Consider the following 24637-nt stretch of genomic DNA (forward strand, 5'->3'; position numbering starts at 1 on the left):
TTTTCATGTCCTAAATTCGAGACATGACGCAGGCGTTGGCCGCGTCGCTAAGTGGAGAGACCAGACCGATGGCTAAAGAATTTCATCATTGCCCGGAGTGCGGCGAGCGCGCGACAATATATGGGACCAACCGCCGGGAAGCGCTGCGCAAGCTTGAATGGTGGCAAAGAACCCGCCCACTGTGCAACGGATGCCAACACAAGAAAGAAGAAGCAGCGCTAGAGAAGAAGAAAGACGCCGCGGCTATCGTTGTCGAAGAGTTGGAACTGCCGGCGCTGCGAGGGTCGAAAGCGCAGGTCAGAACCGCTAATCTCATCCGTGCCCGGCAGGTCCCAGCCATTCTGGCTGGTTGCGAACATGACGACGTGGAAGTCATCCGGTTCTTCAATCCAAAGCCTTACGAAAAGTCATTGATCGCGCAGTTGCACGGCTTGGCGATCGAGAAGATCGAGACTGCCAAGAATTACATCTGTAACATCGACGACGCGGACTGGTGGATCGAAAAAGGCAACCAGCTCGAAGCGGCACCGCTGTTGTGCCGGGTGATCGAAGAGATGGCTGATCGGGACCTTCCTGAAAAAAAGCCGGCACTGGTCGTCGCTGTCGATCTGGAAACCCTGCTACGCCCTGAGGCACCGGTTAGTGAGACCGTCGGTCGCGTGATCCACACGACCGGACGTCTGACCATGGACATCGATTATCCGGAAAAGCGCGAGGACTTCAACGAAGCGGTCAAAGCTTTCAACCCTCGTTGGGACGCACCGACCAGACGATGGGTGTTTGAGTTCCGCGAAGATCAGATGCCGGACATCGCAGCCGAAGTCGTCGCACATCTCGTCGGCAGTGGCTTTGTCTTGCGTGTCAAGGACACCGCCCTTCGGGAGCTGGTCCAGTCTGGCGAATTCAAGAAATCGGACGGAAGGCGCATTGACTATGCCGGCGGTGATTTCCTCCGTATCGACTGGCATCGGATCGACGGCGACTACTACGAAGAAGTGCGCAAGCTCGTCGGCTCGAAGTGGGATCGAGAAAACCGTACGGTCCTGGTTCCCATCGGATCCATCGACGACATTCGAGATTTCGCATCCAAGTTCGGCTTTCCCATGACCGACCTGGCGATAAAGGCTGCCGAGGCCTTCGACGAGTTCCGTAGATCCGGAATGATCGAAGGCAAGAAGCGCGCGAAGGGCAAGGCTGCGCCCATCCTCGACCGCAAAGTCTTCCCCGACACCATCAAGATCAATCCGGATCTCCTGGACTGATCGATGTTCCACACGACCACGGAACTCATGACGCACCAGGCGCGTGCGGTGGCGAAGCTTTCGCCATCGCGGGTCGCAGCGCTCTTCATGGACATGGGGACAGGCAAGTCCCTGACCGCCCTGCGCCTAGCCGAATTGAAGCAAGCCAATTGGAACAAGCTATTCTGGTTTTGTCCCTGCGCCCTTCGCCAGACCGTGCTCGAACAGATCATCGAGCACACCGACATTCCTGCCGACATGGTGACGGTCTGGAATCAGCAGGGCATGCGGAAAAGGAGCCGGCGCGACGACGCGCTCGTGCATATCATCGGCATAGAGACCATGTCTTCCTCGACGAACGCCGTGCTGCGTTACAACCAGCTTTTGACAGAAGACGGCTTCGTCATCGTTGACGAGTCTTCATACATCAAGGCCAACCGAGCGAAGCGGACGCAGCGGATAACGGCGATGTCCGATCGCAGTCGCTATCGAATGATCATGACCGGCACGCCGTTGACGGATTCGATCATCGACCTCTTCGCGCAAATGACCTTCCTGTCGCCGAAGATCCTCGGCCACAATTCTTGGTATAGCTTCGCCAACGCCCACATCGAATATGAGACGAAGCCGTCGCGCTTCAATAAGTCGATGAGAATACGTACGGGTCGCGTTCTGCGGACCTTCGATAAGGACGTCCTCGCCGCTCAGATCGAACCTTACGTATTTCAAGTCCGCCGTGAGGAATGCCTTGATCTGCCGAAACAGATCTACGTCGATAGAACCTGCGAACTGGCTGAGTGGCAGCGTGAACTGTACGAGCAGGCGAAGCTCGATGCTCTGGCCAGCCGAGATTGGGATGCTTGGAATGACACCAGCATTCTCCAGCTTTTCACTACCCTGCAGAAGATCGTGGTCGGGTTCGCCGGCCAGGTCGTTCGAGCAGACAATCCTAGGATCGACCTACTCTTGGAGACCATTGGGGAAATCGCCGACGATGAACCGCTGATCATCTGGACGAAATATCTCGAAGCCGCGGACACCATCTGCCAGATTCTTGGGCGGCATTACGGGTCCGACCAGGTCTGGAAGTTCACCGGCCGCGTCGGCGAGACGCAGCGCAACCATAACCTTGAAAACTGGCGTCGCAAGGGACGCTTTCTGATCGCGACGCAAGCGATCGGCGGTCATGGCCTTACGCTCAACGAAGCGGCCTACTCGCTCTTCTACGCTGATAGTTTCAAATATGCCGAGCGGATCCAGGCGGAAGGCCGCAACCATCGGATCGGTCAGGAGCGGCCTGTGGTCTACACCACGCTACGTTGCGAAGACACGATCGATAATCGCATCGAGCACAAGCTGCAGTTGACGGACAGCGTGGTGTCCGACTTCCGACGGATGGTCGACAGCCTCGTCCGCCAAGGCGATCAGGACGCCATAAAAAAAGCGATCGCTTCGCTCTGATACCCCTTGAAGAAAGAATTTCATGTCTCTATATTTGAGACATGGGCGCAGGCATAGGCCGCGTGCATTGGTAGGAGACCATCAAATGAACGACGACAAAACCTTGGATGAACTGTACGCCGAGCATGACGCTCTGGAGAAGGCGATAGAGGTCCTTAAGAAGCGGCAGGCAGAGATCATGTCCGCCGCAGGCGTTATCTGGTTGCGGGTGAAGAACCGGGAAATCGACGCCGCATTGGCGGCCGGTGACATCGAATGACCAAGCACCTTTCCATCGACGTCCACGCGGCCGCGATGAAGCGTATGGCCTACGTCTTTGCCAACTTCGACAACGTCTACGTCGCCTTCTCGGGCGGCAAGGATTCCGGGGTGCTGCTCAACCTCGCGCTGGACTATATCCGCCTCCACGCCCCGGAACGCCGCATCGGCGTGTACCATCTCGACTACGAGGCCCAATACACGGCCACGACCGAATACGTCGACGCTGTCTATGCCGAGCTTGGCGACAGCGTCGACAACCTGCGCTGCTGCGTGCCCGTCCGCTGCCCGACGTCCACCTCGATGTTCGAGACGCATTGGCGGCCGTGGGAGCAGGCAAAGCGAGACATTTGGGTGCGTGACCTTCCGAACGCCCACCTCGGCATCGACGATCTGCCGTGGATCACGCCGGAGATGACGGACTACGAATTTCAGGAAGAGTTCGGCCGGCACTACCACGCCGCCAAGAAGGCCAAGCGCACTGCCGTCATGGTAGGTATTCGAGCTCAGGAAAGCCTCGACCGCTGGCGCACCATTGTTTCCGATCGGAACAAGGTAGGCAAGTTCAAGGGCGTGCGATGGACGACCGAGGTCCACGAAGGCGTCTACAACTGCTATCCGATCTACGATTGGCAGACAGAAGACATCTGGGCGGCCAACGCTAAGTTTGGATGGCGGTACAACCGGCTCTACGACCTTATGCACTACGCCGGCGTGCCGTTGCATGCGATGCGCGTTTCCTCGCCTTTCCATGCGTACGCGAAAGGCACCCTGCAGCTCTACAGGACCCTTGATCCGCACGTTTGGGGAAAGATGATCAGCCGCGTCAACGGCGTCAATTTCACGGCCCTCTACGGCGACACGAAGGCTATGGGCTGGAAGAAGATCGAGAAGCCGGCGCACTTTACTTGGCAGCAGTATGCCGAGTTCCTGCTGGCCACCCTTCCGCCTGCCGTCGCCGAGAACTACCGAACCAAGTTGGCCACCTCGATCAAGAGTTGGAAGAAAGGTGGCGGCGTCATGGACGAGCAGACCATCGCCGAGCTGCGCGCCGAAGGCGTCCAATTCGAGGTGGGAGAGACCAGCGCAAGATCGGCGACTAAGAAACCGGTGACGATGGATTACCAAGACGACACGACCGTCACGGACTTCCGCCGGATCCCGACCTGGAAGCGTCTCTGCATCACCATCCTGAAGAGCGACCATGTCGGCAAGTACATGGGCTTCACCCTCACCAAAAACGAGATGGCGCGCCGTGCCGCTGCGCTGGAAAAGTACAAGGAACTCTGACATGACCAAGACCTTCGTATCGCCCGTATACGGCGTCCGTGCCGTGCCACTCGAAAAGATCCGGGCCAATGCCTACAATCCCAATGCCGTGGCGCCACCCGAGATGAGGTTGCTCGAGAAGTCGATCCGCGAGGACGGCTACACCATGCCCATCGTTTGCTACCACCTGCCCGACGAGGATATTTACGAGATCGTCGACGGCTTTCACCGCTACACCGTCATGATGACCTGCCGCGACATCCGCGAGCGCGAAGGCGGCTGCATGCCCGTCGTGGTCATCGAGAAAGACATCTCGAACCTCATGGCATCGACGATCCGGCACAACCGCGCCCGGGGCAGCCACTCGATCGACCTGATGGTCAATATCGTCGGCGAGCTGGTTCAGTCCGGAATGTCGGACGAATGGATCGCGAAAAACATCGGAATGGATGCCGACGAACTCCTGCGCCTCAAGCAGATCAGCGGCTTGGCTAGCCTGTTCGCGGACAAGGATTTCTCACGCGCCTGGGCGGTCGATAGCCATGACGAAAAATTCTACGTTGGCACTTGATACTCTCACTTCGTGTCGCTATATTTGAGACATGCAACGCAGGTATAGACCGCGTGACAGTTCGGAGAAGCCCGATGAAGACCCTCAAGACCGTCCAGTTCAAAGACAACCTCGTCTACCAGACCCGTGCTGGCCGTGACCGCATTTCCGTGGCGGATGCCAAGGATGCCATCTGGTTCCAGTATATCGATGGCGAAGAGGTTCTCGGTATCTGCTCCCTCTTGCCGATCACCGGCAACGGCGGCCGTCTCAAGGCAGTCTGGGTCAAGCCCGAACATCGCGGTGCCGGTAATGGCACCGCCATGGTCGAGGCTTTGATGGCCTTCGCCCGCGACAGGGGCGCCGACCGCTTGGAAGTCATAGCCTACAACCCGAAATTCTACGAAGCCCGTGGTTTCAAGAAGGTCGGGAACCCCCGTCCCAACGGCACTCAGCGCCTCGTCAAGGAGCCCGTCTGATGAAGGTCGTCATAACCGATCTCTCCCGACCCGATGAAGAAATCGCGAGGCAGATCGGCGTCAATGTCGAACGCGTCGCAGCTATCAAGAACCACCTGAAGAAGGCACCCGCAGATGGAAATCGATCTTCGCCACCCCAGCACGATTAAGTCCGGTTTCGATCTCTCCCTGGACGGCCAGGAAGGCGTCACCATCGTCGGGCTGGTCAACATCGACGACACCGACGAGGATCTCTACTACCCTCTGGCGATCGTCCAGTGTGGCCGTGTGCGCAAGCTGGCTGCCATTATCAATGGTGAAGCAGCCGACATCGAAGCACCCGATGCCGGGGCCGAATTCCATTCGGTCTTCGAAGACCTCATCAGCGATATCTGGCCCGAAGACCACGTTGCCGCCTTGACCCGTCTCTTCGGGTTCAATCGACGTTCCGTGCAACGCGACCGCATCTCCACCTGGCTGATCCCCGGTCCCGTGGTGCAGCTGCTTACCTATGTCCACTCGCGTCCCGATCGTCGCGCCTTCGCGCAGATGCTGCTCGTCATGTGCGAGTATGCCGATCTGTATGATGACCCGAAGAAAGCCAAGGCAGCAGTGCTGTCGGCAGTCGACTTCTTCTACGACGACAAAAACCAGAAGATTCTGCGCCCGCAGTCAGGAGATCCGAAATGAAACTGAGAGTTGAACCCCTCGCTACCGGCGGCGCTGCCTTGTTCGACGGCAAGGAGCACTTCATCACGCTCGAAACTACCGCCGCCGCAAACGAAATTAAGTCGCTCGTTGAGGCTGCCTTGGCTTCGGAAGCACCAGCTAAACAGATCGTTGGAGCTATCGCACTGGCGCTCAACGTGTCCCGCTGACATAGTGTGGTAAAATATCCAAGAGCCCGGCCATCGCGCCGGGCTTTTCGATTCCTTCCATAAGAACCGGCCGTCTTATGCCTTAACGCGAATCCGCCACCGGCTTATACGATGGACCAACATCCGGCCGACTTATATCGTGACATAGATTTCCACAGTTGATCCTTGAAACGAACCAACCCCGCGTGGATATCGGCAACTGCGCCCTAATCGCGCCCTAATCGATCATTTTTGGAGGATCCACCGTTGGGTTTTCTCACTCTCAAAGAGGAAAAAACCCAACGATTTCAATTTGGTAGCGGAGGAGGGATTTGAACCCCCGACACGCGGATTATGATTCCGCTGCTCTAACCAACTGAGCTACTCCGCCACAACGCTGCGACCGAAGTCACGCTTGCGGGGTCGTACTAGACGGGGAAGGGAACAGTGTCAAGTGCTCCGCAGAGGTTTGGTTCGGTTGTAGATTTGGACGCCTAAAGACAACGCAAATCGCCGATCTGGAGACGGCTCTGGCGGCGACTTCAGTGCCACCAGAGCCGCGACCTTCCCTCAAATTCCTGCAAGGCAAACGTACTTCATTTCGAGATAGCCCTCGATGCCGTATTTTGACCCCTCACGGCCTAGGCCGGATTGCTTGACGCCGCCGAAGGGCGCCATTTCGTTGGCGAGGGCGCCGGTATTGACCCCGACCATGCCGGCTTCAAGAGCTTCGGCCACGCGCATGATGCGGCCCATGTCGCGGGCGTAGAAATAGGAGGCGAGGCCGAATTCGCTGTCATTGGCCTTGGCGATGACGTCGGCTTCGTCCTTGAAGGTGATGATCGGCGCGAGGGGCGCAAAGGTTTCTTCCTTGGCGACGAGCATGGACTGGGTGACGTCGGCGATGACGGTGGGCTCGAAGAAGGTGCTGCCGAGCGCGCTGCGCTTGCCGCCGAGAAGCAGACGCCCGCCCTTTTCGAGCGCGTCGGCGACGTGCTGTTCGACCTTTTCGACGGCCTTGCCATCGATCAGCGGACCCTGGGTGACGCCAGGCTCGGTGCCGTGGCCCAGTTGCAGCGCGCGGGCTTTGGCGACGAGCTTTTCGGCAAAGGCTTCGGCAACGCTTTCCTGCACATAGATGCGGTTGGCGCAGACGCAGGTCTGGCCGGAATTGCGGAATTTTGACAGCATGGCTCCCTCGACGGCTGCATCGAGATCGGCGTCGTCGAAGACGATGAATGGGGCATTGCCGCCCAGCTCAAGCGACAGGCGCTTGATGCCACTGGCAGCCTCGCGCATCAGCCAGCGGCCGACCTCGGTCGAGCCGGTAAAGGTGATTTTTGCAATTTTTGGATTGGTGCAGAATTCTTGGCCGAAGGGTTTGGCCGAGCCGGTGACCACGGAGAAGACTCCCGCAGGCACGCCGGCGCGTTCGGCCAGCACGGCGAGAGCCAGGGCCGAGAGCGGGGTCTGCGAGGCGGGCTTGAGGATCATGGTACAGCCGGCGGCGAGCGCCGGGCCGGCCTTGCGGGTGATCATGCCGTTCGGGAAATTCCAGGGGGTGATGGCGGCGCAGACGCCGACCGGTTGCTTGAGCACCAGGATGCGCTGGCTGGGACTGGCGCCGGGAATGATGTCGCCGTCAATGCGCTTGGCCTCTTCGGCGAACCACTCGATATAGCCGGCATTGCTTGTGATCTCGCCCTTGGCTTCGGCCAGTGGCTTGCCCTGTTCGCTGGTGAGAATCAGGGCGAGATCATCGGCATTGGCGATGATGAGATCGAACCAGCGCCGCAGGATCTGCGAGCGCTCCTTGGCGGTCTTGGCGGCCCAAGCGGGCTGGGCCTCATGCGCCGCGTCGATCGCCTGACGGAGGACATCGACACCCAAGCTCGGGACGCTGCCGATGACGACACCGTCAAACGGGTCGGTGACGTCGATTTTGGCGCCATCGGGCGCGGCCACCCATTTGCCGCCGACGAGGGCTTTGTCGACGAGAAGCGACGGGTCCTTGAGGGCAAGCGAACGGGTGGTCATGATCAAATCCTAAAATTACTGCTTCTGCTTGAGCTGGCGGAGGGCCAGGATTTGCCGATCGCGCCAGGCCTGGCGCTCGGCAATGGAGTCAATCGGTACGCGCTCGGCAAGTTCCGCATGTGCTGACGCGATCTGCTCCGGCGTCCAATCGTAATCGGTGCGCGCCGCTTCGCCCATGCGGCGCATCATCGGGCCGAGGCGGTCAATAAAGCCCTGAAAACCGTCGGGGGCATTGAGGTGCGCGACCTCGAAGGGGCCGATAGAGGCCCAGCGAAGCGCGAGGCCATCAGTGAGGACAGCGTCGATATCCTCGGGGGTGCAGTAGCCCTCGCCCACCAGATGCAGCGCCTCGGCAACGAGGGTGAACTGCAGGCGATTGAGGATGAAGCCGTCGATTTCTTTCTTGAGCACGATCGGCCGCATGCCGGCTTCGGTCATGAGGGCCCGGGCCTTGGCGACGGTTTCGGGCGCCGTCCATTGCGTAACGCAAAGTTCGACCAGCGGGATGAGGGATGGTGGATTGACCGGATGGACGACGAGGGCGCGTTCGGGATGGGCAAAGTGACCCAGAAAATCCGAGCCGGGAATTGCCGAAGTTGACGACGCGAGGACGGCGTCGGCCGGCGCATGGGCAGCAATTTCCGCAAAAACGTCGCGTTTGACGGCGACGTCTTCGCGCACGCTTTCCTGCACGAAGATGACATCGGCCACCGCTTCGGCAATCGAGCCGGCGGCGCTGATGCGGCTGACGACGGTATCGATGTCTTCGGTAAGCAGGCCGTTCTCCCATAGAAGCTCAAGCGTGCGGCGCGCACCGGGAATGGCGGTGCGCGCGACTTCGCCGTCTATGGCGTCGTAGAGCCTGACATCATAGCCGGCGCGGGCAAAGACGACGGCCCAGGCGCGGCCGACCGTACCGGCACCGATACAGGCGACGGCGCTCATTCGGCAGCCGTCGTGGTCGGACGGGCCCAGCGACGCTCGAAGTCCCAAACTTCTTCAAACCCAATCAGCGTGTTGAATTCGCCGAAGTTGAAAAGCTTCGAGTTCGGCGAATTGGACGTGCCTTCGTTCTTTAAAACCTGCAGCGCGTTTTCGGCGGCGGCGGCGGCGGCAAGACCGGTGGCTGAGGGGAAGATCGCGAGCTTATAGCCGATATCGGCGAGTTCGGCCTTGGAGCGGATCGGCGTTTTGCCGCCATCGGCCATATTGGCCATCATCGGCTTGCTGACGCGCGCGCAGGCATCGCGCATTTCCTGTTCGCTCTCGAGTGCTTCGAGGAAGACGATATCCGCGCCGGCTTCGCCATAGGCGATACCGCGCTTGAGCGCGCCTTCAAAGCCATCGGTCTGGCGAGAATCGGTGCGGGCAATGATCAGGGTTTCCGGATTGCGGCGCGCTTCGACGGCGACCTTGACCTTTTCCACCATGTCGATCATCGGCACGACGCGCTTGAACGGCGTATGGCCGCACTTTTTGGGGAATTCCTGGTCCTCGATCTGGATGGCGGTGACGCCGGCTTCTTCAAAGCCACGCACGGTGTGGTGCACATTGAGAAGCCCGCCATATCCGGTATCGGCATCGGCGATCACAGCGGCATTGGCAGTGCGGCAGAGCGTGGCAACGCGATCGAGCATCTGGGTGTAGCTGGCGATACCGGCATCGGGCAGGCCATAGGCCGAGGCGGTCATCCAATAGCCCGAGGCATAGACGAAATCGAAGCCGACCTTGTTGCTGACCACGGCGGTGATCATGTCATGGATACCGGGAGCGACCACGAACTGGCCGGAGGCCAGAGCGGCCTTAAGGGAGGGCTTGCTCATCAATTTCGTCCTAGATTTCTGAGATATGAAATGGTTTCGGCTTCGGAGACGACGTCGCCATATTTGGCGTCCATGTCGAAGAGGTTGGCTTCGTGCGGCGCGGGATGACGATCACCCACAGCCTCGCGCACGATGATCGGGATGAAGCCGTGCGAATTGCAGTCGACGCAGGTGGCGCGAATGCAGCCGCTGGTCGACACGCCGGTATGGATCAGGGTGTCGATGCCGAGCGAGGTCAGCGTCGAGGCGAGCGAGGTGCCAAAGAAGGCGCTGGCATATTGCTTGGAGATGACGAGTTCATCCTCAGCCGGCACGAGACCCTTGGGCCAGGCGCCCATGGGGCTGCCTTCAAGGAAGTGATGGAGCGTCATCGACTTCTGATAGAAGCGGCCGCCATTGAGCGCCGTCTTGTTGTAGACGACGTTGGTATAGATCACCGGCACGCCGACTTCGCGCGCCACGTCCTGGAGCCGCAAGCCGCTTTCGAGGGCACTTTCGGTGCCGGCATAGAGCGAGCAGCTGGGATCGAAATAGGCTTCGACGAAATCGATCATGATCAGCGCCGGCTTCTTGCCGAAACCGATACGCTTGCCGAAGGCGCCCTTGTAGTTTTGCGACAGGTCTTGCTCGGTCATGCTTTGTCCGTCTGGCTGAAGAGAGTGTCGAGCCGGCCATCATCTAAGAACAGCCAGGGCTGGGAGGCGCGATGGCGCTTTTCGAAGGCGGCGATGTCGGCGGCATCCTGCGCCAGGATTTCGCCGATCTCGTCGAGACCGAGCATCAGCGCCGCCTTCCGGTATGGATCGATCTCGAAAGACAGTGAGGGGCCATTGGGAAGGGTGACCGTCTGCCTCTCGAGATCTATCGAGAACGGCTCGCAACTGGCAGCCGCTGCCAATGCATTGGCATGGGCCTCGCCAGTGATGACGATGGGAAGAACGCCGTTCTTGAAGCAATTGGAATAAAAGATTTCGCCAAAGCTCGGGGCGATGACGCAGCGGATGCCGAAATCGGCCAGCGCCCACACAGCCTGTTCGCGGCTCGATCCGGAGCCGAAATTGGCGTCGGCCACGAGAATCTTGGCCTCGTTGAACGGAGGAACGTTGAGCATAAAATCCGTGCTCGTGCCGTCCGGACGGTGCCGACGCTCATGGAAGAGGTGCTTGCCGAGGCCGGTCTTATCGAGCAGCAGCAGGAAGCGGGCGGGAAAGATGATATCGGTATCGACATCGGCTTCGGGCAAAGGTGCCGCGACGCTGGTGAGGGTAACGAATTTTTCCATCAGGCAGATTTCCCCAGCGTGCGCACATCGACGAGATGGCCCGAGATCGCGGCGGCCGCGGCCATGGCGGGGCTCATCAGGTGGGTTCGACCGCCTTGCCCTTGCCGACCCTCGAAATTCCGGTTGGAGGTGGACGCACACCGCTCGCCGGGGGCGAGGCGGTCATCGTTCATGGCGACGCACATCGAGCAACCCGAGTCGCGCCATTCGAAACCGGCATCCTTGAAGATGCGGTCGAGCCCTTCCGCTTCGGCTTGAATTCGCACGGTGGCTGAGCCCGGGACGACGATGCCGGCGACCGTGGACGCAACATGCCGGCCCTCGACCACTTGGGCGGCAAGACGCAGATCCTCGATGCGGCCATTGGTGCAGGAGCCGATGAAGACGCGATCGATAGCGATTTCGTCGAGCTTCATGCCCGGTTCAAGCGCCATATATTTAAGGCTCCGCTCCATCTTGGCGCGACGGACCGGATCGGCTTCGAGCGCGGGATCGGGAATGCGATCGGAAACCGGCGCCGTTTCGCCGGGATTGGTGCCCCAGGAGACGTGCGGCACGAGTGCGGAAACATCGAGCTCAACTTCGCGATCGAAGCTGGCATCGGCATCGCTGCTGAGACTCAGCCAGTGGGCTCCGGCTGCGGTCTGCATGTCCCGCGTCGGCGCAAGCTTGCGGCCGCGCACATAGTTGAGGGTCGTCTCATCCGGCGCCACCATGCCAACGCGACTGCCCGCCTCGATCGACATGTTGCACAGCGTCATGCGCGCTTCCATCGAGAGGGTCGCGATGGCCGGTCCGGCATATTCGATGGCGTGGCCGACGCCGCCATTGGTGCCGATCTTGGCGATCAGCGCCAAGATGATATCCTTGACTGCGACACCCGGCTGCAGCGCGCCATTGAGCGTCACCCGCATGGTCTTCTGCTTCTTCTGCCGCAGGGTCTGCGTTGCGAATACGCATTCACACTCGCTGGCGCCTATGCCGAAGGCAATGGCGCCGAAAGCTCCGTGGGTCGAGGTGTGACTATCGCCACAAACCAGCGTCATGCCAGGTAGCGTAAAGCCCAGCTCCGGCCCGATGACATGGACGATGCCATGCCGGTTATCGTTCATGCCAATATAGTGGACACCGAAGCGCTCACAGTTCGCCTCAAGCCGCGAAACCTGGCGCGAGGCGAGACCATCGGGCAGCGGCAGATGGCGCAACCGGGTCGGAACCGCATGGTCCGCAACGGCGATATGAGCCGCAGGACGCACGAGATTCCGGCCTTCCGCCACAAGGCCAGCAAAGGCCTGCGGGCTCGAAACCTCCTGCACGAGATGTCGATCGATGTAAAGCAGACTGGTGCCGTCGTCATAGTCCTTGACGACGTGCTGCTGCCAAACCTTGTCATAGAGAGTGAGTGCGCTCATAGCCCCGCCGAGACCAGGAAACCCTATTCATGAAGTGTAGTGGTGCAGCCTCCGCAGGCCAGTCCAAGAATCTGGAGAGGCCCACAATCTTTGCACTTGCGAAGATGTCAAACCCCAATCTATGCTGGTGTGAATGCGCATGCAATATCCAATTGGATGAGGGTGCATGCGTGACGGGGAAGACTAAGACAAGGGATGAATTATGAGATTGGGCGTAGACGTTGGCGGTACTTTCACCGACCTGCTCCTTCACGATGAGAAAGGCCGGCGAACCTTTCAGGCCAAGACCCCTTCAACGCCCGAGGATCAGTCGATCGGCGTCGTCGAAGGCGTGAAGCTGATCTGCGAAAAGGCCGGGATTTCGCCAGCCGATATCGACCTGATCCTGCACGGCACGACCGTCGCCACCAATGCGGTGCTCGAAGGCAAGGGCTCGCGCGTCGGGCTCCTCGTCACTGAGGGCTTCGAGTATACGCTCCATCTCGCCAAGGCCTGGACCCCGGGTCCGCTCTTTGGCTGGATCAATATGGAAAAACCCGATCCATTGGCCTCGCTCGCCGATACCCGCGGAATTCCCGAGCGCATGAATGCGCGCGGCGAAGTCGTTCGCGAACTCGACATGGCGGCGGCCACCGCACTGATCGACGATCTCTGCTCCTCGGGCATCGAAGCGCTGACCATTTCGCTTATGCACTCCTATGCCAATGCCGCCCATGAGCGCCAATTGCGCGATATCGTGGCCCAGCGTTTTCCCGATATCCCGGTCTCGCTCTCGTCAGAAATCCTCCCCGAATTCCGCGAATATGACCGTGCCATCACCACTGTGATGAACGACTATGTCCGCCCGATCATGAAGCGCTACCTTTCGCGCATCGAAGATCGCCTAGCCGACAATGGCGTCACCGCGCGTCTTCATATCGTCCGCTCGGATGGAGGACTGATGAGCGCTGCGGCGGCGTCAGAACGTCCGGTTCATACCGTGCTCTCCGGCCCAGCCGGTGGCGTCACTTCGACAATGATGCTCTCTCGCCGCTCGGGTTTCCCGAAACTGCTCGCCTTCGACATGGGCGGCACGTCGACCGACGTCGCCGTAATCATCGACGGTGACGCTACCATTTCGCGCTCGACCGAAGTCGGCATGTTCCCGGCCAAGGTGCCGACGCTCGACGTGCGCAGCGTTGGCGCCGGCGGCGGTTCGATCGCCGACGTTTCCGAACTGACCGGCTCGCTCCGCGTCGGACCGCGCAGTGCCGGCGCCCGTCCGGGTCCGGTCTCCTACGGGCGTGGCGGCACTGAACCGGCCGTGAGCGACGCCAATGTGGTGCTCGGTTATCTGCCGCCCGTGCTGCTCGGCGGCGAAATGAAGCTCGACGTCGAAGGCGCCCGCAAAGCCGTCGCCAATGTTGGCCAGCAGATCGGCCTTTCCCCAGAAGACGCAGCCAAGGGCATTATCGACATCGCCAATGAAGTCATGCTTGGCGCACTCCGCGTCATCACGGTGCAGCGCGGTCTTGATCCGCGTGAATTCGGCATCGTCGCTTTTGGCGGCGCCGGCCCGCTCCATGGCAATGCCATGGCCGAACTCTTGGGTTGCTATCCGGTGCTCGTGCCGCCCAATCCGGGCGTGCTCTGTGCGCTCGGCTTCCTCGAGGCCGACTTCCGCAACGAATTCGTGCAGACCTATATTCGCTCGACCGTGGGTCTCGACCCATCGGAAGTCTGGAGCCGTTTCGCCGAACTCGAGGCGAAGGCGCAGACTTGGCTGACCGAACAGGAAGTGACGGATGCCGATGCCTCGATCACCTATTCACTCGATCTTCGCTATGAGCAGCAGGGCTTTGAAGTGGCGGTGCCGGTCAGCGCTGCAGACGTCCATAACAAGGGCGCGCTGACGCAGACCCTCGCTGATTTCCACGATATCCACGAACGCCTCTATGGCGTGCGCTTCACCGTTCCGGTCGAACTCGTCGCCATGCGCGTCGTTGCCCGCGGCGCCACGGAGCCCGTGGAAGAGTCCTACGCCGAAGCCGCCTCGACCGACGTCAAGGCCGCGATCATCGAGACGCGCCCGGGCTATTTCAACGGCGCCTGGCAGGACACGGTCCATTATGACCGCAACAAGCTCGGCGTCGGCTCGCGCGTCGAAGGCCCGGCAATCATCCGGCAATACGACACTACGACCGTGCTTCTCCCGGCGCACTACGCCGAGATCGATACGCACGGCAATATCCTGATCTGGCCCGTTTCGAAGGGGAATTGAGCGCCATGACCAACGCAACCGAGACAACCACCGTCGACCCGATCACCCTCGATATCATCGAGAACGCACTCAAGAACGCCCGCTATGAAATGGATGGCGTCGTGGTGCGCATTTCGCTCTCGCCGGTAATCCGCGAGCAGCACGACGAATTCCCGATGATCTGCAATGAACGCGGGCAGATGATCGTCGGCCAGTTCGGCTCCTACATTCCGTCCGTCGTCGAAAAGTTCGGCGGCGATGTGAACGAAGGCGATATCTTCGTCTGGAACGACCCCTATGCCTCAAAGGGCTCGATCTCGCACAACAATGACTGGTGTGTGATGCTTCCCATCTTCCACGAGAAGGTTCTCGTGGGTTTCTCCTCGATCTTCGGCCACATGGTCGATGTCGGCGGCACCGTACCGGGCTCGATGCCGGCCAATGCCCGCACCATCTGGGAAGAAGGCCTTCGCGTTCCGCCAGTCAAGATCTACTCCAAGGGCGAATTGAACCAGGGTGTCCTCGACATCATGCTCAACAATTCGCGCACCCCGGACATGAACAGGGCCGACCTCATGGCGCTGATCGCCGGCTGCCGCACCGCGGGCACGCGCGTCAGGGAACTCTGCGACCGTTTTGGCCGCGAGACCTATATGACCGCCTGCGACATGCTTCTCGCACGCACCCGCGAAGCCATGCGCGTCGTCATCCGGAAATACATTCCGGAAGAGCCGGTGAGCTTCACCGACTATGTCGACGACGACGGCCTCGGCAATGGCCCGTTCAAGATGACGCTGACCATCTGCCGCCGCGGCGATGTGGCCGTGTTTGACTGGACAGGCACCGATGCGCAGGCGGAAGGCCCGATCAACTTTCATATCCATGAAGGGCTCTGCAAGCTCTTCTTCGGCGTCTATATGATCATGTCGTTCGACCCTTCGGTGCTGTTCAACGAAGGCTTTTATGACCTGTTCGAGATCGTATTGCCGGAAGGAAGTCTGCTCAATCCGCGCTTCCCGGCAGCGCTTTCGAACCGCCTCAACACCCACACGCGCTTCTTCGATTGTCAGGCCGGCGCGCTCGGCAAGTTCGTGCCGCAGCTGTCGATGGCTGCCGGCTACGGCACGAGCCCGCACTTCATCTTCTCGGGCACCGACAAGGAAAACAAGTACTTCCAGCTCATGGAATTGCTGTTCGGCGGGGTGCCGGGACGACCAAAGGGTGATGGCTTCGACGGTCACGCCTGGTGGCCGCTCTTTTCGGCGACCCCCATCGAATATATCGAGAACTACTATCCCGTTCTCATCGAGCGCTATCAGCCGATCCAGGATTCCGGTGGTCCCGGCCTTCATCGAGGTGGCGCCGGCATCGAAAAGGTCTATCGCCTGCTCGAAAAGGGCCAGGTCTCGATCCATGACGACCGCGAAGTCGTGCCACCCTGGGGCATCAATGGCGGCCTTCACGGCGGCACATCGAGCAAATGGGTGATCAAGAACGGCGAAACCGAACCGACCCGCATCCCGTCCAAGATCGACAATCTCAAGGTCAACCCCGGCGACCGCGTCGTGTTCAAGACCGCCGGTTCCGGTGGCTGGGGCGATCCGCTCGAACGCGCCGCCGAGATCGTCGCCCGCGACGTGCGCTATGGCCTCGTCTCTCGCGAACAGGCGGAGAAATCCTATGGCGTCATCCTGACCGAGGACAACGAGGCAGATGTGGCGGCCACTGCAAAACTACGCGACGCCACCAAGAAAGAACGCGGCGAGCCGCCGGCTTTCGACTTCGGCTACACGCCACCGGAACCCCAGGCAGCAGAATAAGCAAACGGGGCCGAAAGGCCCCGTTTCATTTCTCGTCTTCGTTTTTCGCAGCTTCCGCTTCGCCCCGATAGGCTGGTGGCACCGGGATAGAACTGCGCCAGATCAGACGCCCCTTGATCGGCCGGTCAATGCCGCGCGGGATAGGCTCGGTCGGATCGTCGAGATGGAGGATGGACAGGGTTTCATCCACCATCTGCTCGATCGGCTGTCGCACGGTCGTCAGCTGATAGGGCGCGCGGCGGCCTTCGGGGATATCGTCGAAGCCGCCGACCATCAGATCCTCCGGCACGCGCAGTCCGAGGCGATGGCGCAGGGCATCGATGGCGCCCATGGCCATGATGTCGTTAACCCCGAACAAAGCGTCGGGGCGCACGCGGCTTTTGTCGCGGATCAGCTTGATCGTCGCGTTGAAGGCCCCCTCATAGGAGGAATGCCCATGCACCTCGACGATCTGGGAGCGCTTTACGCCACCATCGAGCAGGCGCTCAACGAAACCACGCACACGATCACCGCTGGTTGTGCCCTTCAAATCGCCGGTGATCAGCGCAAAATTCTGCGCGCCGGCGGCAAGGAAAGCCTCGGCAATCAGCGCGCCGCCCGCGACATTGTCGCAGCGCACGCCGGACGCATCGGAGCCCGGAATATAGCGATTGAACAGTACGATCGGGATGCCGCGATCATGGCAGAGGCTGATCATGCGGGTCGAAAGTTGCGCCGCGGTCAAGACCACGCCGTCCACCTGATATTTGAGGAGATGCATGATCGCCTCGTCGCTTTCCGAATTCGGCTCGACGGTGAAGATCAGCACCTGCCGCCCCTGTGCCTGGAAGCGCCGGCTAAAAGTGTGGAGAACGTGGACGTAAAAGGGATTGTCGAGATTACCGATGATCAGCGCGACGATATTGGTGCGTTTCGTCGTCAGGCTGCTGGCAATGGAGTTCGGGACGTAGTTAAGCTTGAGCGCAGCTTCGAGCACTTTTGTGCGGGTTTCGTCCGCTATGCGCGAGCCGGGCGTGAAGGCCCGCGAGACTACCGATTGAGAAACGCCGGCTAAAGCGGCGACATCGAACGAAGTTGACCTGGAGCTTTTCCGCGCCATCAATTTTCTTTCCGGGGGCCTGCCGTCAGAATGCGCATGCATTCCTCGCCCTTCACCTATCGATAATCCCAGCCGCGCTGGGTTTCAATGCAAACCTGCACGCTTGCTGTGCATCTCGCCTGCAAAAACGGCTCGCCGATACAAGAATTCTCGCCAAAGATTTTTAGAACGGGAATTGACTTGGGTAATGAGTTGCGCTCCTATGAATACGCATTCACCATCATAGCCCGAGGGGGGTTCGATGGCCGGATACAGGGAGACTCTCATGAACAAACGCGCGCTGCTCGCGTCGGTTGGCGCCTTGACCATGCTTGTTGGCTTTGCAGGGGCCGCCTCTGCAGACGAGGCGAGCGACGGCTTGGCTCGGGCCAAGGAAAATATCGCCAAATATACCTCAAAGCCTGAATTCGTTGCTCCTGGCGACGCCTTCGATGCCAAGACTTGCGCGGCCGGCAAGAAGATGATGTCGATCCCCAACAATAGCGGCAATCCCTTCCTCAAGGGCATCATCGACCGCATGAAGGCGGCCGGCGCCGAAGTCGGCCTTGAAGTGCGTGAATGGGAAAACCAGGGCCAGCCGAGCCAGTGGGTCCAGGGCATCGAACTCGCAACGCGCGAAAAATACGACATCATTGACCTGATCTCGGGTATCGATCCGGCCACCGTCGCCCCGCAGCTCCAAGCTGCCAGCGATGCCGGCGTCAAGGTCATGACCTCGCACTTCTACGACCCGAGCTTCGAACAGCACCCCGTGGTATCGAGCTCGCTGACCATCGGTTTCGGTGAAATCGGCACGATCCTCGCCGATTGGTCGACTGTCGCGACAGAAGGCAAGGCCAATGTCGCGCTGGTCATCTCGACCGACGTGCCGCCGACCATTCCGCTCGTTGAAAACTTCAAGAAGCAGCTCGCCGAGAATTGCCCGAACTGCAAGATCGTCACTGAGATCAATGTCGGCGTGACCGAATGGGGCACCAAGATCCAGCCAGCCGTGCAGACCGCGGTGCAGGCCAATCCCGACATTAATGTCGTGATCCCGATCTATGACTCGATGAGCCAGTTCGTCGTTCCCGCGCTGCGCCTTGCCGGCAAGACCGGTGAAGTCAAGCTCGCGACCTTCAATGGCACGCCCTTCGTGCTTGACTATATCGCCCAAGGCCTGGCCGATATGGACATCGGGGAAAGCCTCGACTGGATCGCCTACGCAACGATCGACGGTCACTTGCGCGATGCTTGCGACCTGCCGACGCCGACCGCGCTCAACGTGCCCTTCTATATCTTCGACAAGAACAACATTGCCGAAGCCGGCACTCCGGCCCAGTTCGATACCGGCTATGGCGATGCCTACAAGTCCGGCTTCCGCAAGCTCTGGGGCCTTGAATAATGACCGCACTGTCGGATCACGCACTCCTCGATCCGACCAACCATCCGGGGGCGCCTCAGGCGCTCCCGGTGCTGTCGGTGTCCAATATCTCCAAGACCTTTGGCGGCGCCAAGGCGCTGCAGAACGTCTCGTTCAAGGTCATGCCCGGCGAGGTCCATGGACTTCTGGGCAAGAACGGCTCCGGCAAATCGACGCTCGTCAAAATCCTCGCCGGCTTCCACGCGCCCGACGAGGGCGGCACGCTGGAATTCAACGGCGAACGCGTCAGCCTCCCCTTGAAGCCCGGCGATTATCGTCGGCTCGGCATGGCTTTCGTCCATCAGAATTTGGGCCTCATCCCGTCGCTGACGGTGATGGAAAATCTGCGCCTCGTGCCGCTGACCACGGCCAAGTCCGCCTATATCAACTGGTCCGCCGAGGAGCGCGCGACTCGACAGGCGCTGGCCCGCTTTGGCCTCGATATCGACCCCAGTGAGCGCGTCGATCGCCTGACTCCGGTGCAGCGCGCTTTGCTCGCCATCGTCCGCGCCTTCGAAGAAATCGAAGCTTCGCGCGCCGTCACCGGCCGCCCCGGCCTTGTGCTCCTCGACGAACCGACGCCCTTTCTCCCGGCGGCCGGCGTGGCCCAGCTCTTTGATATGGTGCGCTCGATCACCCACTCGGGCTCGAGTGTTATCTTCATTTCCCATGACATCGACGAGGTCATGGAAATCACCGATTCCATCACGGTCCTCCGCGACGGCGTCATGGCCGGCGAATTGAAGCGCGCCGACGCGACGCACGAGACCATCGTCAAGATGATCGTCGGCCGCAGCCTTACCAAGACCGAGCGCCCCGCCGGTCCCGCCATCAGCCGCCCGGTCTATGCGCGCATTTCTGGTCTCGCCGGCAAGATGCTGCAGCCTTCCGACATCGATGTGGGCAAGGGCGAAATCCTCGGGCTTACCGGCCTCATCGGTTCGGGCTATGCCGAAGTGCCCTATCTCGTCTTTGGCGCACATCCTGCGCGTTCCGGCACGATCGCCGTCGAGGGCGGCAAGGCGTTCGACCAGAAGACGCTGTCGCCAAAGGCCGCCATCGACATGGGTTTTGCCCTTTTGCCTGGTGACCGCCAGGGCGCGAGCGGCGTCGATAGCCTCCCTATCGTCGACAACATGTTTCTGCCCGATGTTTCCCGCTTTTTCCGCGGCGGGTTCCTGCGCAATGGCGCCATGGTGCGCGAGGCCAAATCGCTGGGCACAACCTTTGAAGTGCGCCCCAATGACCCCGGCCTCAAACTTTCAGCGCTCTCAGGCGGCAATGCCCAAAAAGTGCTGATTGCGCGCTGGATGAACCGCTCGCCCAGCCTCCTGCTTCTCGACGAACCGACCCAGGGCGTCGATGTCGGCACCCGCCAGCAGATCTTTGCCGCGCTCCGCGCCGCTGCAGCCAAGGGCATGTCGGTTATCTGCGCCAGCTCGGAGGCCGAACAGCTGGCCGAGATCTGCGATCGTGTTCTGGTCTTTTCCAAGGGCAGCATCTGCACCGAAATCTCGGGCGATGCCGTCACCAAGGATGGCATTTCCGAAGCCTGCTACGCCACAGCCGCGCCCCTTTCCACCCCATCCCAATCTTCGCGGGTTGCATCATGACCGACGCCCTCTCCACCCCGTCCGCCGCCAACCCCGCAGTCAATCTCACGCGCCAGTTCGAGCGCATCGCCTTGCTGCTGGTCTGGGTTGTTATCATCGGCCTCTTCAGCGCCGCGATGCCCTCGGCCTTCTTTAACTGGGGCAATTTTTCGATCATGTTCGCCTCCTATGCCCCGGCAGCCTTGCTGGCATTGGCGATCATCATTCCGCTGACGGCAGGCGACTATGACCTCTCTGTCGGCGCGACGCTGACGCTCTCCGCCTCGACTATCGGCGTCCTCAATGTCTGGCACCAGATGCCGATCGGCCTCGTGCTTTGCATCGTTCTGGCAATGGGTGTGCTGGTTGGGCTCTTCCACGCGCTCTTCATCATCTATTTCCGCGTGCCCTCGCTGGTCGTCACCCTTGGCTCTACCTCGCTGATGAGTGGCGCCGTGCAATGGATGACCAACTCCTCGACCATTGGCGGCATCGACAACAACCTGATCATGGCCGCAGTCGGATATCGCCTCTTCGGCATTCCCTACGCTTTCTACTACGCTTTGGCCGCCGCGCTGATCATGTGGTACATTTTCGATTACACCCCCCTCGGGCGAAAGCTGCTCTTCGTCGGGCGCGGGCGTGAAGTTGCCCGGCTCAACGGCATCGCCGTCAATCGCGTGCGCGTCGGCGCCCTGGTCATGTCGGGCGTTCTGGCCTCGGCTGCCGGCATTCTCTATGCAGGCGTGCTGGGTTCGGCCGATCCCTATTCGGGCCTGAATTTCCTGCTCCCCGCCTTTGCCGCCGCATTCCTCGGCGCCACCACCATCCAGCCGGGACGCTTCAATCCCTGGGGCACGCTGGTCGCCGTCTATTTCCTCGCGACCGGCATTACCGGCCTTTCCATGCTCGGCATTCCGCTCTGGGTCACCAATGTCTTCAATGGCGGCGCGCTGATCCTGGCAGTCACCATCTCCCAAATCACCCGCGGTCGCGAAGCCTCAGACCTCGGCTAAATTCAAGGCGCGACAAGCGCAGGAGGACCATCTTGGCCACCCATCTCAAAACTGCTGAGGCCGCCGCCGGGCGCGCCGAGGCGGATAGCAAAGTTCGCTCTACGGTTGAAGGCATTCTGGCCGACATCGAGGCACGTGGCGACACCGCTGTGCGCGCACTCTCGGCCAAATTCGATAATTGGTCGCCCGAAAATTTCAGACTCTCAGAGCAGGATATCGAAGCCGCAATGTCGAAGGTTTCGGCGCGCGACCTCGAAGATATCCGCTTTGCCCAGGCCAATGTCCGTCGCTTTGCCGAACACCAAAAGGCTGCGCTGCAGGACGTCGAGATCGAAACAGAGCCCGGCGTGATCCTTGGTCACAAGAACATCCCGGTCGATGCCGTGGGCTGCTACGTCCCCGGCGGCAAATACCCCATGGTTGCCTCGGCGCATATGAGCGTCCTGACGGCCAAGGTGGCCGGCGTCAAGCGCGTCGTCGCTGCCGCGCCCCCATTCAAGGGTGGGGCGCATCCGGCCATCGTCGCCGCCATGCACCTCGCCGGCGCCGATGAAATCCTCGTTCTCGGCGGCGTGCAGGCCATCGGCGCCATGGCACTTGGCACCGAAACCATTGCGCCAGTCGACATGCTCGTCGGTCCCGGCAATGCTTTCGTCGCCGAAGCCAAACGCCAGCTTTATGGCCGCGTCGGTATCGACCTTTTTGCCGGCCCAACCGAAACCCTCGTCATCGCCGATGGCACGGTCGACGCCGAAATATGCGCCACCGATCTTCTGGGCCAGGCCGAGCACGGCCCGACCTCACCGGCCATTCTGCTCACCACCTCGGAAAAGCTCGCCCGCGAAACCATGGCCGAGGTGGAGCGCCTGCTGACCATTCTTCCAACGGCCGAAATCGCCCGCGTATCCTGGCGCGACCATGGCGAAGTCATCCTCTGCGCCGATGATGCAGAAATGCTCGCCGTTGCCAATGAACTTGCCTTCGAGCACGTCCAGGTCATGACCCATGACCCCGATTATTTCCTCGACAACATGACCAATTATGGTGCGCTGTTCCTCGGCGCCCGCACCAATGTCGCCTTTGGCGACAAGGTCATCGGCACCAATCACACCCTGCCCACCAAGCGCGCAGGCCGCTTCACCGGCGGGCTCTGGGTCGGCAAGTTCTTGAAAACCTGCACCTATCAGCGAATCACGACGGACGCCGCGAGCGCCAAGATCGGCGCCTACGGCTCCCGGCTGTCTATGCTCGAAGGCTTTGCCGGACATGCCGAACAAGCCAATGTCCGCGTACGCCGCTTCGGCGGTCGCAACGTCCCCTATGCAAGCGCCGCCGAGTAAACCAGCATGACCCTGCCTCGATTTCCCAACTTCCGCCTCTACGGCAAATGCGCCCTCGTGACCGGGGCTGGTCGGCGTCTGGGCCTGGCCGTTGGCTGGACCGCAGAGTAGAGAAATCCCTCATGAAAATTCGCGCTGCCATTCTCGAGCAATCCGGTCTTTCCGCGCCATACGCGATCTCGAAACCCCTGCGGGTCGGCGAGATTGAGCTCAGTGGGCCGGGTCAGGGCGAGGTGCTGGTGAAAGTGATGGCGGCGGGGCTTTGCCACTCCGATCTCTCGGTGATTGACGGCAATCGACCGCGACCTCTGCCCATGGTCTTGGGACACGAAGCGGCGGGGATAATTGAGTCGCTGGGACCGGGGATAGATGATCTTGCAGTCGGCGATCACGTGGTCTTCGTTTTCGTGCCGAGCTGCGGGTCGTGTGAATGTTGCTCGGATGGGCACCCTGCCCTTTGTATTCCGGGCGCGGCGGCCAATGGTGCCGGGGTGTTGCTGTCTGGCGAGCGGCGACTGCATGAGCATGACCACGCGCTCAATCATCATCTCGGCGTTTCGGCCTTTGCCGAATATGCGACGGTGTCGCGGCGTTCGCTGGTCAAGATCGACAAGTCGCTTCCCTTTGAAGAAGCGGCGCTTTTCGGCTGCGCCGTGCTGACAGGCGTCGGCGCCGTCTTCAATGGGGCCAAGGTCGCGCCGGGCGATAAGGTCGCGGTCATTGGGCTTGGCGGCGTCGGCATGGCGGCGCTGATGGGCGCCAAGGCGGCGGGAGCCGAGCAGATCGTCGCCGTGGACCTATCCCGCGAAAAGCTCGATCTGGCGCTCAGCATGGGCGCAACGGACGTGTTCCAGGCCACTGCCGAGGGCGTTGTCGACGTCATCAAGGAAGCGACGCATGGCGGGGTCGATCATGCCATTGAGCTCGCAGGCTCAGTGGCGGCGCTGCAAACTGGCTATCAAATCGTGCGGCGCGGCGGGCAATTGACGACTGGTGGCCTGCCGGCACCAACGGCGAGCTTTGCCTTCTCCCCCGTCAATCTTGTCGCCGAAGAAAAAACCATACGGGGCAGCTATTTGGGCTCATGCGTGCCAGCGCGCGACATTCCGCGCTTCGTGCGGCTTTATAAGCGCGGCATCCTGCCGGTGAATCGCTTGCTGTCCGAGGTCATGCCGCTCAGCGAGATCAATGCCGGCTTTGACAAATTGCGGGAGGGAAGCCTGCTGCGTGGCGTTGTCACCATGGGGCATTAAGCCCTTGGCCGGTCGACACTTCTCGGCCTGCACTTAAAGATTTCCACAGTCGCTCTTATCGCTTGCACCGAAAAATCACTTACCCTATAAGGCCGATGGCTTGCAGCTCAGCGCTGCGACTAGAATGCCCGAGTAGCTCAGTTGGTAGAGCAGCGGATTGAAAATCCGCGTGTCACTGGTTCGATTCCGGTCTCGGGCACCACTCTTTTCCCTTACATTTCAAATGTC

The 24637-nt window shown here is 60.6% G+C and carries 23 protein-coding genes and 2 tRNA genes; 17 read left to right on the forward strand and 8 right to left on the reverse strand.

Translation table 11 applies throughout. The annotated features are described in order from the left end of the window. Window positions 1–68: 68 nt before the first annotated feature. From ASE94_RS07490 to ASE94_RS07520, 9 genes are all read left to right on the forward strand, one after another. Window positions 69–1262 carry a hypothetical protein gene (locus tag ASE94_RS07490; protein ID WP_156352000.1) on the forward strand — a complete coding sequence of 398 codons (1194 nt, stop codon included), beginning with the start codon at window positions 69–71 and terminating at the stop codon, window positions 1260–1262. Window positions 1263–1265: 3 nt separating this feature from the next. Further along, window positions 1266–2702 (forward strand): DEAD/DEAH box helicase, encoded by a 1437-nt coding sequence (locus ASE94_RS07495; RefSeq protein ID WP_062629844.1) that lies wholly within the window; start codon window positions 1266–1268, stop codon window positions 2700–2702. A gap of 85 nt (window positions 2703–2787) precedes the next feature. Beyond that, window positions 2788–2961, forward strand: coding sequence for a hypothetical protein (locus ASE94_RS20910; RefSeq protein ID WP_156352003.1), 174 nt, complete (start codon window positions 2788–2790; stop codon window positions 2959–2961). Beyond that, entirely contained in the window at window positions 2958–4250 is a 1293-nt protein-coding gene (locus ASE94_RS07500) for a DUF3440 domain-containing protein (RefSeq protein ID WP_062629845.1), read from the forward strand. The genes ASE94_RS20910 and ASE94_RS07500 overlap by 4 nt, the downstream gene beginning before the upstream one ends. 1 nt (window position 4251) lies before the next feature. After that, on the forward strand, window positions 4252–4800 hold the full coding sequence (locus ASE94_RS07505; RefSeq protein WP_062629846.1) for a ParB/RepB/Spo0J family partition protein: 549 nt from the start codon (window positions 4252–4254) through the stop codon (window positions 4798–4800). Window positions 4801–4874: 74 nt separating this feature from the next. Next, window positions 4875–5258 carry a GNAT family N-acetyltransferase gene (locus ASE94_RS07510; RefSeq protein WP_062629847.1) on the forward strand — a complete coding sequence of 128 codons (384 nt, stop codon included), beginning with the start codon at window positions 4875–4877 and terminating at the stop codon, window positions 5256–5258. After that, window positions 5258–5407 (forward strand): hypothetical protein, encoded by a 150-nt coding sequence (locus tag ASE94_RS20915; RefSeq protein ID WP_156352006.1) that lies wholly within the window; start codon window positions 5258–5260, stop codon window positions 5405–5407. The genes ASE94_RS07510 and ASE94_RS20915 overlap by 1 nt, the downstream gene beginning before the upstream one ends. After that, the gene (locus ASE94_RS07515; RefSeq protein ID WP_062629848.1) at window positions 5373–5927 is read left to right on the forward strand and encodes a hypothetical protein; all 555 of its coding nucleotides are present in this window, start codon (window positions 5373–5375) and stop codon (window positions 5925–5927) included. The genes ASE94_RS20915 and ASE94_RS07515 overlap by 35 nt, the downstream gene beginning before the upstream one ends. Continuing rightward, entirely contained in the window at window positions 5924–6115 is a 192-nt protein-coding gene (locus ASE94_RS07520) for a hypothetical protein (protein ID WP_062629849.1), read from the forward strand. Before ASE94_RS07515 ends, ASE94_RS07520 begins: the two co-directional genes overlap by 4 nt. A 293-nt stretch (window positions 6116–6408) precedes the next feature. Here ASE94_RS07520 and ASE94_RS07525 read toward each other — a convergent pair. The 7 genes from ASE94_RS07525 to leuC all read right to left on the reverse strand — a co-directional run bounded on the left by ASE94_RS07525 (window position 6409) and on the right by leuC (window position 12648). Continuing rightward, a tRNA-Met gene (locus tag ASE94_RS07525) sits at window positions 6409–6485 on the reverse strand. Window positions 6486–6664: 179 nt separating this feature from the next. Further along, a complete protein-coding gene (locus tag ASE94_RS07530) occupies window positions 6665–8131 on the reverse strand; it encodes an NAD-dependent succinate-semialdehyde dehydrogenase (protein WP_062629850.1) in 1467 nt (488 codons plus the stop codon). A gap of 15 nt (window positions 8132–8146) precedes the next feature. After that, complete coding sequence (locus ASE94_RS07535; protein WP_062629851.1) at window positions 8147–9076, reverse strand: 3-hydroxyacyl-CoA dehydrogenase; 930 nt, start codon at window positions 9074–9076, stop codon at window positions 8147–8149. Beyond that, the gene (locus ASE94_RS07540; protein ID WP_062629852.1) at window positions 9073–9954 is read right to left on the reverse strand and encodes an isocitrate lyase/PEP mutase family protein; all 882 of its coding nucleotides are present in this window, start codon (window positions 9952–9954) and stop codon (window positions 9073–9075) included. Before ASE94_RS07540 ends, ASE94_RS07535 begins: the two co-directional genes overlap by 4 nt. Further along, window positions 9954–10589 (reverse strand): isochorismatase family protein, encoded by a 636-nt coding sequence (locus tag ASE94_RS07545; protein WP_062629853.1) that lies wholly within the window; start codon window positions 10587–10589, stop codon window positions 9954–9956. The genes ASE94_RS07540 and ASE94_RS07545 overlap by 1 nt, the downstream gene beginning before the upstream one ends. Then, complete coding sequence (gene leuD / locus ASE94_RS07550) at window positions 10586–11236, reverse strand: 3-isopropylmalate dehydratase small subunit (protein ID WP_062629854.1); 651 nt, start codon at window positions 11234–11236, stop codon at window positions 10586–10588. Before leuD ends, ASE94_RS07545 begins: the two co-directional genes overlap by 4 nt. After that, the gene (gene leuC, locus ASE94_RS07555) at window positions 11236–12648 is read right to left on the reverse strand and encodes a 3-isopropylmalate dehydratase large subunit (protein WP_062629855.1); all 1413 of its coding nucleotides are present in this window, start codon (window positions 12646–12648) and stop codon (window positions 11236–11238) included. Before leuC ends, leuD begins: the two co-directional genes overlap by 1 nt. A 202-nt stretch (window positions 12649–12850) precedes the next feature. Between leuC and ASE94_RS07560 the strand changes: the two genes are divergently transcribed. Continuing rightward, window positions 12851–14908 (forward strand): hydantoinase/oxoprolinase family protein, encoded by a 2058-nt coding sequence (locus ASE94_RS07560; protein ID WP_062629856.1) that lies wholly within the window; start codon window positions 12851–12853, stop codon window positions 14906–14908. 5 nt (window positions 14909–14913) lie between these two features. Then, window positions 14914–16707: a hydantoinase B/oxoprolinase family protein gene (locus ASE94_RS07565; protein ID WP_062629857.1), complete on the forward strand. Its 1794-nt coding sequence runs from the start codon at window positions 14914–14916 to the stop codon at window positions 16705–16707. A gap of 25 nt (window positions 16708–16732) precedes the next feature. Here ASE94_RS07565 and ASE94_RS07570 read toward each other — a convergent pair whose 3' ends face one another. Then, the gene (locus ASE94_RS07570; protein ID WP_062629858.1) at window positions 16733–17806 is read right to left on the reverse strand and encodes a LacI family DNA-binding transcriptional regulator; all 1074 of its coding nucleotides are present in this window, start codon (window positions 17804–17806) and stop codon (window positions 16733–16735) included. Between the two features lie 265 nt (window positions 17807–18071). Here ASE94_RS07570 and ASE94_RS07575 point away from each other — a divergent pair, with 265 nt between their 5' ends. The 6 genes from ASE94_RS07575 (at window position 18072) to ASE94_RS07600 (ending at window position 24611) form a co-directional block, all read left to right on the forward strand. Beyond that, window positions 18072–19190, forward strand: a complete 1119-nt coding sequence (locus ASE94_RS07575; protein WP_082461053.1) for a sugar ABC transporter substrate-binding protein — start codon at window positions 18072–18074, stop codon at window positions 19188–19190. Next, window positions 19190–20821: a sugar ABC transporter ATP-binding protein gene (locus ASE94_RS07580; RefSeq protein ID WP_062629859.1), complete on the forward strand. Its 1632-nt coding sequence runs from the start codon at window positions 19190–19192 to the stop codon at window positions 20819–20821. Before ASE94_RS07575 ends, ASE94_RS07580 begins: the two co-directional genes overlap by 1 nt. Beyond that, entirely contained in the window at window positions 20818–21816 is a 999-nt protein-coding gene (locus tag ASE94_RS07585; protein WP_062629860.1) for an ABC transporter permease, read from the forward strand. Before ASE94_RS07580 ends, ASE94_RS07585 begins: the two co-directional genes overlap by 4 nt. Window positions 21817–21848: 32 nt before the next feature. Beyond that, window positions 21849–23156 (forward strand): histidinol dehydrogenase, encoded by a 1308-nt coding sequence (gene hisD, locus ASE94_RS07590; protein WP_062629861.1) that lies wholly within the window; start codon window positions 21849–21851, stop codon window positions 23154–23156. Window positions 23157–23278: 122 nt separating this feature from the next. Beyond that, entirely contained in the window at window positions 23279–24409 is a 1131-nt protein-coding gene (locus tag ASE94_RS07595; RefSeq protein ID WP_062629862.1) for a zinc-dependent alcohol dehydrogenase family protein, read from the forward strand. A 126-nt stretch (window positions 24410–24535) separates the two neighbouring features. Then, window positions 24536–24611 (forward strand) — tRNA-Phe (locus ASE94_RS07600). Window positions 24612–24637 lie beyond the last annotated feature (26 nt).

The organism is Devosia sp. Leaf64 (assembly GCF_001421945.1).
GTDB lineage: Bacteria > Pseudomonadota > Alphaproteobacteria > Rhizobiales > Devosiaceae > Devosia.

Excerpts from the sequence above, each read along its gene's own strand:
- ASE94_RS07490 (WP_156352000.1), top strand. The coding sequence starts at position 69 with ATGGCTAAAGAATTTCATCATTGCCCGGAGTGCGGCGAGCGCGCGACA.
- ASE94_RS07495 (WP_062629844.1), top strand. The coding sequence starts at position 1,266 with ATGTTCCACACGACCACGGAACTCATGACGCACCAGGCGCGTGCGGTG.
- ASE94_RS20910 (WP_156352003.1), top strand. The coding sequence starts at position 2,788 with ATGAACGACGACAAAACCTTGGATGAACTGTACGCCGAGCATGACGCT.
- ASE94_RS07500 (WP_062629845.1), top strand. The coding sequence starts at position 2,958 with ATGACCAAGCACCTTTCCATCGACGTCCACGCGGCCGCGATGAAGCGT.
- ASE94_RS07505 (WP_062629846.1), top strand. The coding sequence starts at position 4,252 with ATGACCAAGACCTTCGTATCGCCCGTATACGGCGTCCGTGCCGTGCCA.
- ASE94_RS07510 (WP_062629847.1), top strand. The coding sequence starts at position 4,875 with ATGAAGACCCTCAAGACCGTCCAGTTCAAAGACAACCTCGTCTACCAG.
- ASE94_RS20915 (WP_156352006.1), top strand. The coding sequence starts at position 5,258 with ATGAAGGTCGTCATAACCGATCTCTCCCGACCCGATGAAGAAATCGCG.
- ASE94_RS07515 (WP_062629848.1), top strand. The coding sequence starts at position 5,373 with ATGGAAATCGATCTTCGCCACCCCAGCACGATTAAGTCCGGTTTCGAT.
- ASE94_RS07520 (WP_062629849.1), top strand. The coding sequence starts at position 5,924 with ATGAAACTGAGAGTTGAACCCCTCGCTACCGGCGGCGCTGCCTTGTTC.
- ASE94_RS07530 (WP_062629850.1), bottom strand. The coding sequence starts at position 8,131 with ATGACCACCCGTTCGCTTGCCCTCAAGGACCCGTCGCTTCTCGTCGAC.
- ASE94_RS07535 (WP_062629851.1), bottom strand. The coding sequence starts at position 9,076 with ATGAGCGCCGTCGCCTGTATCGGTGCCGGTACGGTCGGCCGCGCCTGG.
- ASE94_RS07540 (WP_062629852.1), bottom strand. The coding sequence starts at position 9,954 with ATGAGCAAGCCCTCCCTTAAGGCCGCTCTGGCCTCCGGCCAGTTCGTG.
- ASE94_RS07545 (WP_062629853.1), bottom strand. The coding sequence starts at position 10,589 with ATGACCGAGCAAGACCTGTCGCAAAACTACAAGGGCGCCTTCGGCAAG.
- leuD (WP_062629854.1), bottom strand. The coding sequence starts at position 11,236 with ATGGAAAAATTCGTTACCCTCACCAGCGTCGCGGCACCTTTGCCCGAA.
- leuC (WP_062629855.1), bottom strand. The coding sequence starts at position 12,648 with ATGAGCGCACTCACTCTCTATGACAAGGTTTGGCAGCAGCACGTCGTC.
- ASE94_RS07560 (WP_062629856.1), top strand. The coding sequence starts at position 12,851 with ATGAGATTGGGCGTAGACGTTGGCGGTACTTTCACCGACCTGCTCCTT.
- ASE94_RS07565 (WP_062629857.1), top strand. The coding sequence starts at position 14,914 with ATGACCAACGCAACCGAGACAACCACCGTCGACCCGATCACCCTCGAT.
- ASE94_RS07570 (WP_062629858.1), bottom strand. The coding sequence starts at position 17,806 with ATGGCGCGGAAAAGCTCCAGGTCAACTTCGTTCGATGTCGCCGCTTTA.
- ASE94_RS07575 (WP_082461053.1), top strand. The coding sequence starts at position 18,072 with ATGAACAAACGCGCGCTGCTCGCGTCGGTTGGCGCCTTGACCATGCTT.
- ASE94_RS07580 (WP_062629859.1), top strand. The coding sequence starts at position 19,190 with ATGACCGCACTGTCGGATCACGCACTCCTCGATCCGACCAACCATCCG.
- ASE94_RS07585 (WP_062629860.1), top strand. The coding sequence starts at position 20,818 with ATGACCGACGCCCTCTCCACCCCGTCCGCCGCCAACCCCGCAGTCAAT.
- ASE94_RS07595 (WP_062629862.1), top strand. The coding sequence starts at position 23,279 with ATGAAAATTCGCGCTGCCATTCTCGAGCAATCCGGTCTTTCCGCGCCA.